Source organism: Aliivibrio salmonicida LFI1238 (assembly GCF_000196495.1).
Taxonomy (GTDB): Bacteria; Pseudomonadota; Gammaproteobacteria; order Enterobacterales; family Vibrionaceae; genus Aliivibrio; species Aliivibrio salmonicida.
The window spans coordinates 783,268-798,599 of sequence record NC_011313.1 but is presented as its reverse complement, the minus strand read 5'-3'; the positions used below and the strand labels follow the sequence as shown (position 1 = coordinate 798,599).

The window sequence follows — 15,332 nt, the reverse complement described above, 5'->3', positions numbered from 1 at the left end:
GTGGCGAACAATGATTGTATTTTTAGCGTATTGGATAATGGCTGCTCACTTTCTACGAGAAGGGAATGTGATTGTGGTTTCTGTGCTTTTTTTACTTCCTTTTACTCTGTTTTTTAATAAAGAATTTGTATTTAGAATGCTACAAGCAGGCCTTGTTATTGGGGTCTTTGCGGTGTGGCTTCCTACTATTTATCACATAGCAGACTATCGTTTAGCGACTGAGCAACCTTGGATCAGAATGGCGCTGATCATGAGTGGCGTTATTATATTTACTCTATATTGCGTTTGGATCATGAATCACTCAATTAAACAGATAAAACATAACAAATAATGGTGTTTATCTAAGTAAATAATCAATGTTGATATTGATTAAGCGTCTGATAATTAGATTAAAGGGGATATAAAATGACAGACAATAAAAGCGTAGAACAAAATGAAGGTCAGTTTGAAAATCCCCTTGTATGGCCTTTATTTGAGGTTTTACAAGAATTGAATCAGGAGTGGAAGGTACACACACTTTCTGCTTATCTAATCGAGAAAGGTTTATTAAAACAACTGGATGAGAGTGTAGATAAAGATTTGTTTAAGCGTAATTTCTTAATCATGAATGCGCTTTATCAGTTACAAACAGAGTTATATCCAGAGCAATGGCTACAAGTTGAGGCGATGAACATTCAATTGTTTTCTGAGCTGGAAACCAAAAACAACGAACAGACGATTGATATGGCACACCCCTTACGTGAATACTATTTAGATTGGATTAATTATCAAGTCGAAGAGGGAGAAGTACAGCGCTTATTAAATGAATTTTGGAATAATTATCGCCGGTATTTGGGTGGGACGAATGCATCATCAATGGATCGTATTCAAGCATTAAAGCGGTTTGGATTATCAGAAAGTGCAACTGAAAAAGAAATCCGTAAACAATGGCGAAAATTAGCCATGCAGCATCACCCAGATAGAGCGTCGGGCAATGCTGAACAGTTTAGGGTGATGTGCGAAGCATGGAATGTGCTGCGTTAATTATCTGATGCCTGTTTATTTAATGTTTCATCAAATAATAAACGAGCGCGTAAACCAGGGTAATTATCACTTAAACTGATTTTGCCATTGTGTATTTTCATGACCGTTTTAACCAAGGCTAATCCTAAACCAAACCCATGCTCAGTTCGACTTGGATCTAAACGAACTAATTGGTCTAATGCTCTTTCTCTGTCTTCTGGCTTTATGCCCACACCGTTATCAGCCACTACCACACCAAAGCAATCGACAATCACCTCAATGACCCCACCTTCATGAGTGTATTTAATTGCGTTATCAATGATATTAAATATGGCTCTAAAAAGTAGACTAGGGTTTACATATAATGGGCAGGGCATCTCTACCGTTAAATACAGCTTTTGTTGTTTATCATGTGCCATTGGTTCTGCAAATTCCATCGCATCACGAACAATTTTACTTAAGTCACAAGATTGTTTCTTTATCGGGGTACCGACGTGTTCTAAATGATAAAGCTCCATCATTCCATTGAACGTATCCAAGAGTAATGACAAATCAGATTGAATGTTATCTAGCTGTATTTGATAGGTTTTTATCGTTTAATAGGTCTTCAATTCTTAGCTTTATACGACTCATTGGGGTTCTAAGATCGTGAGCAATATCGACGGTTAATGATTTTAATTTGGATTCACTGCTTTCCATTTGTTCTAACATATTATTTAAATGCAGAGCCAGTAAATCAAATTCATTCATATCAGACCCAACTTTTAAACGAACATTTCGTTCGCCTAACATGACTCGATTCATGGTTTGGTTAACAAGGTTTAATCGTTTAAGAATGTAAACGGCAATAAGAATCGCGATCAAGCATAACGCAATAAAAGGAAAAAATGTCCCCCAGATCACGGATGAATCTAATTGGTTTTTAAAATGTAAATATCGTTCTTGATCAATACCTATGGTTAATTCAGAACCGTCAGAAAGCTCAATTTTTGTTGCTCTCATTTCTGGTAGGTTATTTTGAGCTTGATACTGCTTTATTTGGGCAATGATAGGGTAAGTGGTCGCCGAAGTGTCTGTCGGTGCGGGATACGCATGATTAACCAGTTGGTAAATATATCTGCTGTTATTAACATTGCTAATACTTTGATGAAGCGCTTCTATGCCTTCGGTTTTTGCAATCGTTTGAAGTTGCGATGTTTCTGCTTGTAGCCATTCATCTAGATTTTTATTATATAAATGAACAGAGGTTGAATACAGTTGATACAGTAATAGTGCCATCATTGAAAATAGGCCGATAGCGAACCAGATCAACAGTTTTAGAATAGAAGAACGATAAAGTTCATCACGCTTGTCTAATAACATAACCCGCTCCACGAACGGTTTCGATTAAATTGATCGCTCCGCCTTGCTCTAGTTTCTTACGTAATTTAGCAATATGCACATCAATAACGTTAGTTTTAGGATCAAAGTGATAATCCCATGCGGCTTCAAATAAACGCATGCGAGAGACAACTTCGTTCACGTGCTCTGCTAAGTAACGTAATAAGATAAACTCTTTATTTTGTAGAGAGATGGCGTTGTTATTTATGGTGACTTTTTGAGACCGCAAATTAATGAGGAGATTGTTGATTTTTATCTCATTAGAGAAACTTTCGATTGGTCGATTGCGACGGAGAATGATATTAATTCGGGCTAATAATTCCGCTAAGGCAAAAGGCTTAGTTAGATAATCATCACTGCCTGCAATTAAGCCTTCAACTCGTTGGTCTACGCTGTCTAACGCGCTAAGTATCAGTACTGGGGTATTATTTCCTGTTGCTCGGATCGCAGAGAGGATTTTTAAACCATCAATATTGGGTAACATACGATCCAATACTATTAATTGGTATTCACAGCTGATGGCCATCATTAAGCCTTCTTTTCCATCTCCTGAGTTATCAACGATAAACCCTTCTTGTTCAAGCGCTTTTGCGATAAATTCGCGAGTGGTTTGATCGTCCTCTATAACCAGTATTTTCATTTGTTTATCTCTATGTTAAGTCGGCTTATTGTAACAATAAATAAGTTTGAATTCATAAAAGTTAAAACGTACATGAAAGAGAGCTTGTGTGCCTTAAAATCAAATTAACGTGTTTTTCTGAATTCTGTGGAAAGAAGGGCAAAGTTTACATTTGGTATCTAGTGAAATGGCAACTATTTTAATATAACTACATCACTGAATTTTACTGGTGGATTAAATATAGTGAGTCGTTATTTTGATGATTACCCTAAAGAGAACCCAAATAATGGGGTAGGAAAGCAATTCAATTTTGAATTAACCCAATATTTTAGGGAGCAACAAGAACAAAAAGCACTTAAACGTGAATTTTTAGAGAAAGTCGTAGATTGCCCTGAATGTGGGAACAAAGAGTTAAATTGCTACCATTTTACTGCTGAGATATACCAATGTGAATGTCAGCATTGTGGCGCTTATGGCTCTGGAACGAATGAGCAAGAAGCCTACTCTGCAATCGAGTGTGTATCAGATAAAGAATAGATAACTAAAATGAGTAACAATGCTTCGTGTATAAATACATCATAAAGAGCCTTAAAGAGGGAATAATTAAGACTCTTGAGTTGCACTTACATAATATCTGGTACGAACATTATGAAGTTAGGCTTTTAAAATCACTTTCATTTCTGCAGCGACTCTATCCACTTTTCCTAAGCCTATAATAACTTGCAGACCACCTTTACCCATTGGAACCACTGCAATGGCACCAAGAGATTTAAGTTTGTCGCTATCAGCAAGGCTTGAATCTTTCACGGTTAAACGTAGACGTGTAATACAGTTATCTACTTCTAGGATATTTTCTGAACCACCAATTGCTTCGATATACGCAGTGGCAACATCAGTAATGTTTTCTTCTACAGAATCATCTTTATTCATGTCTTCACCACGACCCGGAGTTAGGAAGTTGAACTTCTTAATCGCAAATCTAAATATAGTGTAGTAAAGAACAAAGAATACAAGACCTTGTGGAATAAGCATGTACCACTTAACCGCCAATGGATTCTGGGTTGATAAAGCGAAATCAACAAGACCTGCTGAAAAACCAAAACCTGCCATCCAATGCATACTTGCAGCGATGTATAAAGAAATACCCGTTAAGATTGCATGAATTAAATACAACCATGGAGCAAGGAACATAAAGCTGAATTCTAGAGGTTCTGTAATACCAGTAAAGAATGACGCCATTGCTGCTGCAAGCATGATAGAGAAAACAGCGGCTTTATTGCGTTCTTCTGCACAATGGTAAATAGCCAGAGCTGCGCCTGGCAGACCAAACATCATGATAGGGAAGAAACCCGCTTGGTACATACCCGTTTGACCGATAACCGCAGTGCCATCAGCAATAGATTGTGCACCACCTAAGAAATTTGGAATGTCGTTAATACCAACAACATCAAACCAAAATACAGGGTAAAGGGCATGGTGCATACCAACTGTAAGCATTAAACGGTTAAAGAAACCGAACAGACCAGCACCAACCGCACCCATTGATTGAAGTTGAGTACCGAAAGAGATTAGGGCGTCAAAAATGGCAGGCCATACGTATAAAAGAACGAATGATAATGCCATACCCGCAATTGATGTCAGGATAGGAACAAGACGTTTACCACTAAAGAAAGCTAATGCTTTTGGTAGTTCAACCGTTGAGTATTTGTTGTAAATTTCAGCAGAAATAATACCGACAATAATACCAACAAATTGGTTGTTGATTTTTGCGAATGCAGAAGGAACTTGATCCAATGGAATGCTTTCAAGTTGAGCAACAACCGCTGGAGATAAAAGGGTAGTAACAACAGTAAAGCAAATAAAACCGGCAAGTGCCGCTGAACCATTTTTGTCTTTACTTAAACCAAACGCAACACCAATCGCAAATAGCATTGGCATTACATCGATAATAGCGCCACCTGATTTAATTAGAAATGCAGCAAGTACGCTATTTGCGCCCCAGCCTGTTGGATCCATCCAGTAACCAACACCCATTAAGATTGCAGCAGCAGGTAGCGTAGCGACGGGAACCATCAGCGCCTTACCTACTTTCTGCATATAACCAAGTACATTCATAGTGTATTCCTCAAAGTAAAATTTCGTATTTTTTAATTTAAGGTAAGAATACAGAGGGCAAGATTAAGGAAAGGTTGTGTCAACATTAACTATTGTTAATGTTGACAATAAGTTCTGCAATGTGTGAGTTAGATCTTGTTTATTTGCGCTGTAAATTAACCGGGGTGACCATCAACTCGTTTTTTACATAGCATCGGGGCAAAGTGCCAAACAAAGAGACCAAATGCAAAGGCCCATAATACGGCTGCAATATTGATCATATTTATCATATATTCAGGGAAAACAATTACACCAACAGATCGAATAACAGCAGCAAGGACAATAGCTGAGAAGGCCGGCCACATAACAGGACCTTTATATATTTCACGGCCAGTATGACCCATTGTCACACGTGCGATCATCGCTAAAATAACGCCTCCTAGTGCCCCAATAGCAAATAAATGAATGGCGGTATGAGAAATAAACCCATCATCTGCGAACCCACGGATCAGTAGGCTTACGGGAATGCATAAATACCCCGCATGAAGTGACCATACTAATGGCTCACTTAATGTTTTGTGACTCTTCCAACGACCCATTCTAATTAATTGTGCAAAACCGGCTACAATCATTAAATAAGGACTGATCTCTTCCGCTGTTAATGGAAAAAAACTAAGGATAAATAGCATTGCAAGCGGGATATTACATAATGCTTCTAACCATAAAATAGGTTGTGCTTTTTCAAACTGAAAGCGACGCGCAGTAAAGAAAGGGATAACACGTGCCCCCATTACCGAAATCAGTAAGGTAAACCACCACAACATAGATTCCCAAACGGCCGCAGAAGTAAACGGCGGTAATCCTTTAATCGTGGCATAGCTAGCAAAATTGGCAGCAATAGCGACAATAAATAAAGGAATAAAGAAGAAATTACGAACGCCTTTTGTTTTAATAACACGGAATCTAACTTCATACGCGATAGCAGCAAGGAATAAAGCTTCAATACTAGAAATGATCCAAAGTGGTGTTGGTGTCCAAAAAAGAATTCTTGGTAATAACCATAACAACACAATAAAACCGAGTCGTTTATCAGAGGTTCCTTTAACACCAGTCCAGTTTTGAACTGCGCTCAACACGAACCCTGCAACAATTGCCATTGAAAACCCAAATAGCATTTCATGGACATGCCACCATAAAGCAGGAACGGTTAGCTGGCTCGGTTGACCCGTCTGAAATGCCCATACCCATACAGATACCGCAATAATCGCGTAAATGCTACCCAATAAAAAGAAAGGGCGAAAGCCTAAACGTAAGAATGGTGGGATTTTTTCTTCAACGGCTTTATCAGTAATATTCATGATTAATGATTCCAAAATTAGGGATACAGAAGAAGTATAACGCAAAGGGTATTTAATAACATGTATTTTTTATGCATGTTATGTTTTTAGTGACCGTCTATCTGGGATTACCTTCTTGTTTGTGACTTAATTGTTAAAAAATAGAACCTTTACTCGACAATTTAACCATCTTAGTTAAGATAACGACATAAAATGATAAATTGGATAAAATATGAGTCAGGAAATTTATTTTGGAACAGAGAAAAAGTTCAGCTTTAAACGCAGTGCTTTGAATGCTGTTACGCGCTTACATCATATGCTTATTCCAGATCATGCAAAGAAAATGGGACGAAAATTACTATTAACACCAGTAAGAACAAAACCTAAAAATACAGAACCTTCGGGGCTAATAAAAAGTAAGTTGAACTCACCGGAAGGAGAGCTTAGCTTGTATCAGTTGGGGTCAGGTCCTGTATGGGTGTTAGCTCATGGTTGGTCTGGTAATTCAAGTCAATATTACCCATTGATGGAGTACATTGCCTCTAAAGGTTTTACTGCCGTAGCTTTTGACCACTCTGCTCATGGCCAAAGTGAAGGCAAACATGCGCATTTACCAGCCTTTATTGAAGGACTAAATGCGGTACTCGATGAGCAAGATGAAGTCGCGGGTGTTATCTCTCACAGTATGGGCACCGCTGCTGTTTTAGAGTGTCACCATATTAAATTAGATGACACACCCTTGCTTTTGATCGCTCCAGTATTGAATTACACCGAAAACTTATTCAACAGTATTGAACGTTCGGGCTACTCAATTAAGTTATTTAAAGCGATTGTTGGTGATATTGAACATCAATATCAACGAACTATCGACAGTTTTAATCCATACCAGCGATTACAACAACGCACAAGCCAGACTATTATTGTGCATGATAAAGAAGCTCGATTTACGAGCTTTGATTTATCAAAATCTGCTTCTGAGCACATTGAAAATGTCACATTATACCCAACAGAAAATCAAGGGCATGGACGAGTGATGGCAAGTGATGCTGTTATGAAAGCGTTCGATGTTTTAAATCGTATTTAATTAATACATTAAAGGCGATGCATAGAAAGTACCGTGCATCGCCGTATTTTTATCTAAATAACCATCTTTTAAGAAAAGTTCTATCTACAATAAGAACGAATGAAGTAGATAGGACAACCGTCCCAAACACGATCAAAAAATCTTTTGCTGCTAATGTTATACCCATCATCCCTGTAATATTCAACATCACTACAACGAACAATAAATGACAAATATAAATGCTAAGTACATGTCTACTTAATTTAAACGTCAGCGGGTGGTTCCCTACATTAGGTCTAGATAACAACAATAAAAATAGACCGATACCTATTAATGGTGTGCCTGTTAAGAAATCATGTTGATTAAAAGGAACATGATAAGTGGTTAGCCAATACGCCTCACTAAAATGAACAACTATACCTGCCAGCAAGAGTAGTAAGGATTTTGTTGAAGATAACGTTACCTTGCGTTTTCTCAGTTCAAAACCAATCACTACCATCAATGTACTAAAGAAAGGACCATTACGAGTAAAGAAGGGCGTCCATACTTCAGTTAATGTTTGATAACTTCCGCCCATAACACCATAAGCATACAAGATAACCGCAACAGGAATAAGCAAAGACGATTTATTAAAATGAATAAATAATGCGATAATCGCAACCGCGATAACCAATGCAGGGATAAACCACAAATGCACCATACCGCCTTCCATTAAAGCATTTAGAGGGTTTTGAGTTAACCAATTCCAATAGCCTGTACGCTCAGCCAAGTACCCATCCGTTGCTACCCGTTGCCAATTAAATGGCATTGCTAGACATAATAGGCTCCAAACTAGCCAGATTTTGATTAATGGTGATGAGTATTTCTTAAGTGTATTGAACGGTGATGTTGATAACTTAGGTTGGATTAAGTAACCAGACAGAATAAAAAAGAAGGGAACAGCAAAACGGGTCAGTTGATTAAAAGCATAACCAAAAACGGGAACATCATCGACTAATAAATAGGTCATGAAGATTTGAGAATGCAAAGCAATAATCGCAAACAGAGCGAACAGTCGCCCTAGCTCTAAACTCGCGATTTTATGAGGGTTTTTCATTAAAGGCCATCCTTGAATTTTTCGCTAATCTACCAAAAGTTCCCTTGTAAAAATATGCGTTACGTTAATTCATTGACGTTTCGTAAGCGGTTGATTTCAAATTTGAGACGTTTTTCACATATGCGCTCGACGTTGTGTATCAAATTTGTACAATTGTTATTACCTTCTAGATTTGATTATTAAATATGATCAAAAAATATTGACCTTACCCTAAGTGGAAGGCTTATTATCGTTACATTCTGTATATTTGGATTTTTTATCGTGTTTACTTCTTTTTCTAAATGGTTAGTAACAAGTATTACGCTGGTGGCATTAGTGCTATCAAGTGTTGCTTACAGCTATCCAATGAAAATGGAAGGAATGGTGATGAACATGTCAATGGAAACTGCACAAAATACAGAGAATGTAACTGACTGCATGTCAGATTGTCACTCTTCAAAAAGCAATGACACCAGTTATATGCAGTGTGATATGTCATTAATAATGCTGATGAATAACAGTCATCATTGTTCTGATAAAGGTGATAGCTGTTGTAAAACCATTTGTGTTGTGTCTGTTTATGCTTTACCTATCGGGCTTATGGCCCATACTAATGCAACGGCATCCGTGATTGTATATGCTCAATATAATGAGCAAACACGCTCATTTACTTCTTCTTCGCTTTACCGCCCTCCAATAGCGTAATTCCAATTAAATCAATTCTCTAAATAAGATATTTAATGCTTATTTATCGGTTTAATCATGGCAGTGATCCGTCTTTATGATCACGTCATTATTGGAATAATTCCATGAAAAACACATTACGTACACGCTCTAAAAAAGTGTGGTTAGCTTCAATGATCTCGCTATTACTTTCAGGTCAAGCTTTGGCAGAAAGTCAATTGACGCAGCTTATCGAACAAGCGTTGTCTTCAGATGCAAGTCGGGAGCAAATATACGCGCAATCACAAGCACTACGCTCCACTGGTATTGCAAGTTCAACGCTTGCTGATCCTACTCTTAAAGTCGGATTTGGTGGGCTACCAGTAGACAGTTTTAAGTTTGATGACGATCCAATGACCAATATTTCTGTCGGATTAATGCAGAAGTTTGGGCGAGGCTCAAGTTTAGATTTACAACAAAAGCAAACTGGGCAGCAAGCGGATGTATTGGCGATGCAAATTCAAGTTCGTGAACTCGATGTCGCAAATACAATCACCCAACTGTGGATAGAGCTAGGCTTCTTACAAAAAGCAGAGGCGATTTTGCATGAAAACCGTCAGCTATTGTCTGAAATGGAAAGATACATTAATACCAATTACGCCATTGGTAAAAGCGAAAGTCAGGATCTTCTTCAAGCACAGCTTCAGCTAACTCGACTCGATGAGAAGTTGCAAACAAATCGTCAATTACAAGGACGAATTTATGCGCAGCTTAGCGAATGGCTACCTAACTTAGCGGATCAAAAATCAAAAGAAATAACACCACTAGAGTGGTCTACCTTAGAGCGACTATTAGCGAGAAAATTACCTCAAGAAACTGAATTTTATGACTTATTAAATTCAAACCCAACCGTAAAAATGAGTGAACTCACGATCACAGCAACAAAAACAAGAGTAGATATTGCCAATGAATCTTACTCTCCTCAATTTGGTGTCGAGGTCATGTACGGTTACCGTCAAGCGAATGGAATGGGGGGACAACCCGCCTCTGATTTAGTCAGCGCTTATTTAACGATGGACATCCCTCTGTTTACCGATAAACGTCAAGATCAAAATTATGCGGCTGCACAATATCAAGTGGGTTCTGCGAAATCACAACGTGATGTGCTATTACGACAATTGAACGCCAAAGTGAATTCATTGTTGGTGGATAAAGTGAATTTTGAACAACGTCTTTCTCGTTACAACAATACGTTATTACCTCAAGCAAAAGAAAGAACCAAAGCGGTAGAACGAGATTATGAAAATAATACGGCACAATTTAATGATGTGATTTCCGCAGCCAATGATGAGCTGAGTATTGAGTTAGAGAAACAGCGTTTATTCAGTGATTTAAGTAAAACATACAGTAACTTAGCTTTTTATTTAAATGGCTTTGATTATGCCGTATCTGCACCACAAATAACCCCGTCTGAGCATTAAGGAAGAGAATATGAAACCAGTTAAAATAGCATTACTTTCAGTTGTTATTGGCGGTGTTGTTGGTGCAGCGAGCATGAATTTATACTCGGGACATACAATGAGCGCAATGGCGATGACGGCTCAAGAAAATAGCGCATCATCAAGCAGTGATCCTTTGTATTGGGTTGCTCCAATGGATGCCAATTATCGTAGAGATCAGCCGGGTAAATCACCAATGGGTATGGATTTAGTGCCTGTTTATGCCAACGATGCAAAAGGTGAGAAGTCACCAGCGGGTACCGTAACAATAGATCCAAGCGTGGTGAACAATTTAGGCGTAAAAAGTGCTTTTGTTGAGAAAACGATCCTGTCTCCAAATATAGATACCGTGGGTTATATCGCGTTTGATGAAAGTAAGTTGTGGCAAGTAAACGTACGTGTAGCGGGCTGGGTTGAAAAGCTAAATATCAATGCCATAGGTGAAAAGGTAAATAAGGGCGATGTGTTATTTACTCTTTACTCTCCTGAATTGGTGAAAGCACAAGAAGAACTACTAAACGCGTATCGAACAGGTCGAAAAGGACTGGTCAAAGGCGCAAGAGAACGGTTGCAGTCATTGGGTGTGGATAAAACTCAAGTTAATTCTATTGTTAGAAACGGTAAATCAAATAAAAACATAGAGATAAAAGCCATTTCAAGCGGTGTCATTGCGAGTTTAAATATTCGAGAAGGTGGCTATTTATCACCCTCTCAAATCATTATTAGTGCTGGACCTTTAGAAAATGTGTGGGTAGATGCTGAAGTTTTTGAACGTCAGGCTCACTGGTTATCTTCTGGTAATAAAGCGGTGATGACGTTAGATGCGGTCCCTGGGAAACGATGGGAAGGTGAAGTGGATTACGTTTATCCGATTTTGGATCCAAAAACACGAACCATGCGCATGCGTTTAAAATTTGATAACCAAGACGGTGCATTGAAACCAAATATGTTAGCGAACATCACCATTCACCCTAAAACAAAAGAAGAAGTATTAACAATACCTCGCCAAGCGGTCATTCGTTCAAATGGCATGGCGCGGGTGGTATTGGATGAAGGTAATGGGAAATATCGCTCAGCTCGAGTTATCGCTGGTCGCGAAGCAGGCAATAAAGTAGAAATAGTTAAGGGATTGAAAGAAAACGATAAAGTAGTCACGTCAGCTCAATTCTTATTGGATTCTGAATCAAGTAAGACGGCAGAATTAAGTCGAATTAATGGTCCTGAAAACAGTGTTTGGATTTCGGGCAATATTACTATGTTAATGGCTGATTTTGGCATGGTTACCTTTGATCATAAAGCCGTCTCACAATGGGATTGGAAAGCGGGTGAAATGAATTTTTCGGTTGAGAAAGAGATTGATTTGGCTTCTTTTCGTGAAGGTGAAGCAGTTCAGTTTTTAGTTCAAAAAGTGAATGATGAATATCAATTGATTGAGATTGAAAAAGAAGGGGCGTTATTATGATCCCCGCCATTATTCGTTGGTCGATTAAAAATCGATTTTTAGTTCTGGTTGCGACTTTTGCTTTAGTTGTTGCAGGAATTTACAGTGTAAAGAATACACCAGTCGATGCTTTGCCGGATCTTTCAGATGTTCAAGTGATCATTAAAACCAGCTACCCAGGTCAAGCCCCTCAAGTGGTGGAAGATCAGGTGACTTACCCGTTAACTACCGCCATGCTTGCGGTTCCGGGAGCGGAAACGGTTCGTGGTTTTTCATTCTTTGGTGATTCCTATGTTTATATCATTTTTAATGATGATACTGACATGTACTGGGCGCGTTCGAGGGTGTTAGAGTATTTAAGCCAAGTTGCGCCTAGATTACCCGCAGAGGCAAAGCCCACATTAGGGCCCGATGCGACAGGGGTGGGCTGGGTATACAGTTATGTATTACAAGATAAAACCGGTAAACACGATTTAGCCGAATTACGCAGCTTGCAAGATTGGTTCTTAAAATACGAACTGCAAACGGTCGATGGCGTATCAGAAGTTGCGACCGTCGGCGGGATGGTGAAGCAATATCAGGTGGAAATTGATCCTGATAAACTACGAGCTTATAACCTAACGCTACAACAAATTAATAAAGCCATTAAAGAGGGGAATCAAGAGGCGGGCGCTTCGGTTATCGAAGTCGCGGAAGCTGAACACATGGTTCGTACATCGGGTTACTTAAGCAGTATTGAAGACATAAAATCATTGCCGCTAAAAGTAACCGATAAGGGAACGCCTTTATTGCTTGGTGATATCGCTGATATTAATCTTGGACCACAAATGCGCCGTGGTATCTCTGAATTTAATGGAGAAGGCGAAGCCGTTGGTGGTGTGATTGTCATGCGCTTTGGTGAAAATGCCAGTAACGTCATTTCAAATGTAAAAGAGAAATTGGCTCAATTACAAAAAGGCTTACCGGAAGGGGTAGAAATTAAAGCGACTTATGATCGCTCTAAACTTATTGACCATGCAGTAACAAATTTATGGGAGAAATTGGCTGAAGAGTTTATCGTTGTTGCCATTGTTTGTGCTTTATTCTTATTTCACATTCGTTCTTCGTTGGTTATCGCATTAAGTCTGCCTGTTGGGATCCTTTGTGCGTTCATTGTTATGCATTGGCAAGGTATTAATGCCAACATCATGTCATTAGGCGGTATCGCAATTGCCATTGGTGCAATGGTTGATGGTGCTATCGTAATGATAGAAAACGTCCATAAACACATAGAAAAAACACCATTAACGGACGAAAATCGTTGGCAGGTAATAGGGAAAGCGGCAGAAGAAGTTGGACCTCCACTCTTTTTCTCATTGCTTATCATTACCTTAAGCTTTGTTCCTGTATTTGCATTAGAAGGCCAAGAAGGGAAGATGTTCTCTCCATTAGCCTTCACTAAAACCTTTGCAATGGCGGCTTCTGCTGGCCTAGCAATTACCTTAGTACCTGTATTAATGGGCTATTTCGTTCGAGGTAAAATATTGCCTGAGAACAAAAACCCAATAAACAAAACGCTAGTGGCACTTTACAGACCATTACTGAATTTGAGTTTACGCTTTCCAAAAACGATACTTTTGGTTGCCGTTATCTTAATGGGATCGTCATATTATCCAATCTCTAAAATGGGCAGTGAGTTTATCCCACCATTGGATGAGGGCGATTTAATGTACATGCCAACGACATATCCAGGGATCTCTATTGGTAAAGCGCGTGAACTATTACAGCAAACCAATAAATTAATTAAAACCGTTCCAGAAGTCGATACCGTGTGGGGAAAAGTGGGGCGAGCAGAAACAGCAACCGATCCGGCACCATTAACCATGATAGAGACGGTTATTCAGTTCAAGCCTAAAAATGAATGGCGTGACGGTGTAACTACTGAGTCAATTAAAAAAGAGCTAGACCAATTGATTCAATTTCCTGGAATAACAAATGCGTGGGTGATGCCAATCAAAACGCGCATCGATATGCTAGCAACAGGAATTAAAACCCCAATAGGGATAAAGATAGCGGGACCCGATCTTAACGTAATAGAAAAGATCGGCGCAGAGTTAGAACCTATTTTAAATAACGTTAAAGGAACCACCTCGGTTTATGCAGAGCGAGTCGCTGGTGGGCGTTATATAAATATCGATATAAAACGTCGTCAAGCCGCTCGATATGGTTTGAATATTAAAGACATTCAACAAGTGATATCAACCGCAGTGGGTGGTATGAATGTAGGTGAAACCATTGAAGGATTAGAGCGTTACCCAATTAATGTTCGTTATCCACAATCGTATCGTGATTCTGTTGTTAAGTTGCAGAACTTGCCATTGATAACGGCGAACGGTGCTCGAATTGCCTTAGCTGATGTCGCGGATATTCGTTATGAAGATGGTCCTCCGATGATAAAAACAGAAAACGCACGACCTAATGGTTGGGTGTTTGTCGATATTGACGGTCGAGATCTAGGTTCTTATGTGCATGAGGCTCAACAAGCAGTGCATGATCAATTGGATTTACCCGCGGGCTATTCCCTTGGTTGGTCTGGCCAATACGAATACATGGAACGAGCAAAAGAGAAATTAACGACGGTTATTCCTGTAACCATCGCGATTATTATGCTGCTTTTGTATTTAAGTTTTAAACGAGTTGGTGAAGTGTTAATTATCATGGGGACATTGCCGTTAGCTATGGTTGGCGGTCTGTGGCTAATGCACATCTTAAACTTTAATTTTTCGATTGCCGTTGGTGTAGGGTTTATTGCTTTATCCGGTGTTGCGGTTGAGATTGGTGTGATCATGTTGGTGTATTTGAACCAAGCATGGGATGAAAAACAAGCGACAGCAAAAGAAAACAGTAACTCGGTAACACAACAAGATTTAACGTTAGCCATTGGTGAGGGCGCAGGATTACGTGTTCGTCCTGTCATGATGACGGTACTGACAGTGATCATCGGTTTAATTCCAATTATGTATGGCTCCGGTACCGGATCAGAAGTAATGCAGCGTATTGCAGCCCCAATGATAGGCGGGATGGCGTCGGCATTATTATTGACCTTAGTCGTTATCCCTGCGGTATTCAAATTATGGAAACAGCGTTTGTGTAAAGATTTTTAAGAATAAAATTTACATA

At 39.1% G+C, this 15,332-nt stretch carries 14 protein-coding genes; 8 read left to right on the top strand and 6 right to left on the bottom strand.

What is annotated here, in order from left to right; genetic code table 11:
• Nucleotides 1-10: 10 nt before the first annotated feature.
• Both VSAL_RS19800 and VSAL_RS19795 read left to right on the top strand, forming a co-directional pair.
• Entirely contained in the window at nt 11-331 is a 321-nt protein-coding gene (locus VSAL_RS19800; protein ID WP_231850933.1) for a hypothetical protein, read from the top strand.
• Between the two features lie 74 nt (nt 332-405).
• Nucleotides 406-1,023, top strand: a complete 618-nt coding sequence (locus tag VSAL_RS19795; RefSeq protein ID WP_012552027.1) for a DNA-J related domain-containing protein — start codon at nt 406-408, stop codon at nt 1,021-1,023.
• Here VSAL_RS19795 and VSAL_RS24005 read toward each other — a convergent pair.
• From VSAL_RS24005 to VSAL_RS19785, 3 genes are read right to left on the bottom strand one after another with little or no spacing between them, the layout of a single operon-like run.
• The gene (locus VSAL_RS24005; protein WP_231850932.1) at nt 1,020-1,541 is read right to left on the bottom strand and encodes a sensor histidine kinase; all 522 of its coding nucleotides are present in this window, start codon (nt 1,539-1,541) and stop codon (nt 1,020-1,022) included. The genes VSAL_RS19795 and VSAL_RS24005 overlap by 4 nt on opposite strands.
• A 25-nt stretch (nt 1,542-1,566) precedes the next feature.
• Complete coding sequence (locus tag VSAL_RS24000; protein ID WP_231850931.1) at nt 1,567-2,364, bottom strand: sensor histidine kinase; 798 nt, start codon at nt 2,362-2,364, stop codon at nt 1,567-1,569.
• Entirely contained in the window at nt 2,345-3,022 is a 678-nt protein-coding gene (locus VSAL_RS19785; RefSeq protein ID WP_012552026.1) for a response regulator transcription factor, read from the bottom strand. Before VSAL_RS19785 ends, VSAL_RS24000 begins: the two co-directional genes overlap by 20 nt.
• A gap of 222 nt (nt 3,023-3,244) precedes the next feature.
• On the opposite strand from VSAL_RS19785, the gene VSAL_RS19780 reads away from it, so the two are divergent.
• On the top strand, nt 3,245-3,538 hold the full coding sequence (locus VSAL_RS19780; RefSeq protein ID WP_012552025.1) for a hypothetical protein: 294 nt from the start codon (nt 3,245-3,247) through the stop codon (nt 3,536-3,538).
• A 117-nt stretch (nt 3,539-3,655) separates the two neighbouring features.
• Here VSAL_RS19780 and nagE read toward each other — a convergent pair whose 3' ends face one another.
• Together nagE and VSAL_RS19770 are read right to left on the bottom strand one after the other, a co-directional pair.
• Nucleotides 3,656-5,116, bottom strand: coding sequence for an N-acetylglucosamine-specific PTS transporter subunit IIBC (nagE, locus tag VSAL_RS19775; protein WP_012552024.1), 1,461 nt, complete (start codon nt 5,114-5,116; stop codon nt 3,656-3,658).
• A gap of 155 nt (nt 5,117-5,271) precedes the next feature.
• Nucleotides 5,272-6,453 (bottom strand): NnrS family protein, encoded by a 1,182-nt coding sequence (locus tag VSAL_RS19770; RefSeq protein ID WP_012552023.1) that lies wholly within the window; start codon nt 6,451-6,453, stop codon nt 5,272-5,274.
• A 211-nt stretch (nt 6,454-6,664) separates the two neighbouring features.
• Between VSAL_RS19770 and VSAL_RS19765 the strand changes: the two genes are divergently transcribed.
• Nucleotides 6,665-7,516 (top strand): alpha/beta fold hydrolase, encoded by an 852-nt coding sequence (locus VSAL_RS19765; protein WP_012552022.1) that lies wholly within the window; start codon nt 6,665-6,667, stop codon nt 7,514-7,516.
• 49 nt (nt 7,517-7,565) lie between these two features.
• Here VSAL_RS19765 and VSAL_RS19760 read toward each other — a convergent pair whose 3' ends face one another.
• Nucleotides 7,566-8,591, bottom strand: coding sequence for an acyltransferase family protein (locus tag VSAL_RS19760; protein WP_012552021.1), 1,026 nt, complete (start codon nt 8,589-8,591; stop codon nt 7,566-7,568).
• Nucleotides 8,592-8,852: 261 nt separating this feature from the next.
• Between VSAL_RS19760 and VSAL_RS19755 the strand changes: the two genes are divergently transcribed.
• The 4 genes from VSAL_RS19755 (at nt 8,853) to VSAL_RS19740 (ending at nt 15,316) form a co-directional block, all read left to right on the top strand.
• On the top strand, nt 8,853-9,275 hold the full coding sequence (locus tag VSAL_RS19755) for a hypothetical protein (RefSeq protein WP_012552020.1): 423 nt from the start codon (nt 8,853-8,855) through the stop codon (nt 9,273-9,275).
• 104 nt (nt 9,276-9,379) lie between these two features.
• Nucleotides 9,380-10,714: a TolC family protein gene (locus VSAL_RS19750; RefSeq protein ID WP_012552019.1), complete on the top strand. Its 1,335-nt coding sequence runs from the start codon at nt 9,380-9,382 to the stop codon at nt 10,712-10,714.
• A 10-nt stretch (nt 10,715-10,724) separates the two neighbouring features.
• Nucleotides 10,725-12,194 (top strand): efflux RND transporter periplasmic adaptor subunit, encoded by a 1,470-nt coding sequence (locus VSAL_RS19745; protein WP_012552018.1) that lies wholly within the window; start codon nt 10,725-10,727, stop codon nt 12,192-12,194.
• Nucleotides 12,191-15,316 carry an efflux RND transporter permease subunit gene (locus VSAL_RS19740; RefSeq protein WP_012552017.1) on the top strand — a complete coding sequence of 1,042 codons (3,126 nt, stop codon included), beginning with the start codon at nt 12,191-12,193 and terminating at the stop codon, nt 15,314-15,316. Before VSAL_RS19745 ends, VSAL_RS19740 begins: the two co-directional genes overlap by 4 nt.
• Nucleotides 15,317-15,332: the final 16 nt, after the last annotated feature.

Bases quoted from the DNA above. Each gene is read 5' to 3' on its own strand.
- VSAL_RS19740 (WP_012552017.1), top strand. From the start codon at position 12,191: ATGATCCCCGCCATTATTCGTTGGTCGATTAAAAATCGATTTTTAGTT.
- nagE (WP_012552024.1), bottom strand. From the start codon at position 5,116: ATGAATGTACTTGGTTATATGCAGAAAGTAGGTAAGGCGCTGATGGTT.
- VSAL_RS19795 (WP_012552027.1), top strand. From the start codon at position 406: ATGACAGACAATAAAAGCGTAGAACAAAATGAAGGTCAGTTTGAAAAT.
- VSAL_RS24000 (WP_231850931.1), bottom strand. From the start codon at position 2,364: ATGTTATTAGACAAGCGTGATGAACTTTATCGTTCTTCTATTCTAAAA.
- VSAL_RS19800 (WP_231850933.1), top strand. From the start codon at position 11: ATGATTGTATTTTTAGCGTATTGGATAATGGCTGCTCACTTTCTACGA.
- VSAL_RS19745 (WP_012552018.1), top strand. From the start codon at position 10,725: ATGAAACCAGTTAAAATAGCATTACTTTCAGTTGTTATTGGCGGTGTT.
- VSAL_RS19770 (WP_012552023.1), bottom strand. From the start codon at position 6,453: ATGAATATTACTGATAAAGCCGTTGAAGAAAAAATCCCACCATTCTTA.
- VSAL_RS19760 (WP_012552021.1), bottom strand. From the start codon at position 8,591: ATGAAAAACCCTCATAAAATCGCGAGTTTAGAGCTAGGGCGACTGTTC.
- VSAL_RS19785 (WP_012552026.1), bottom strand. From the start codon at position 3,022: ATGAAAATACTGGTTATAGAGGACGATCAAACCACTCGCGAATTTATC.
- VSAL_RS19765 (WP_012552022.1), top strand. From the start codon at position 6,665: ATGAGTCAGGAAATTTATTTTGGAACAGAGAAAAAGTTCAGCTTTAAA.
- VSAL_RS19750 (WP_012552019.1), top strand. From the start codon at position 9,380: ATGAAAAACACATTACGTACACGCTCTAAAAAAGTGTGGTTAGCTTCA.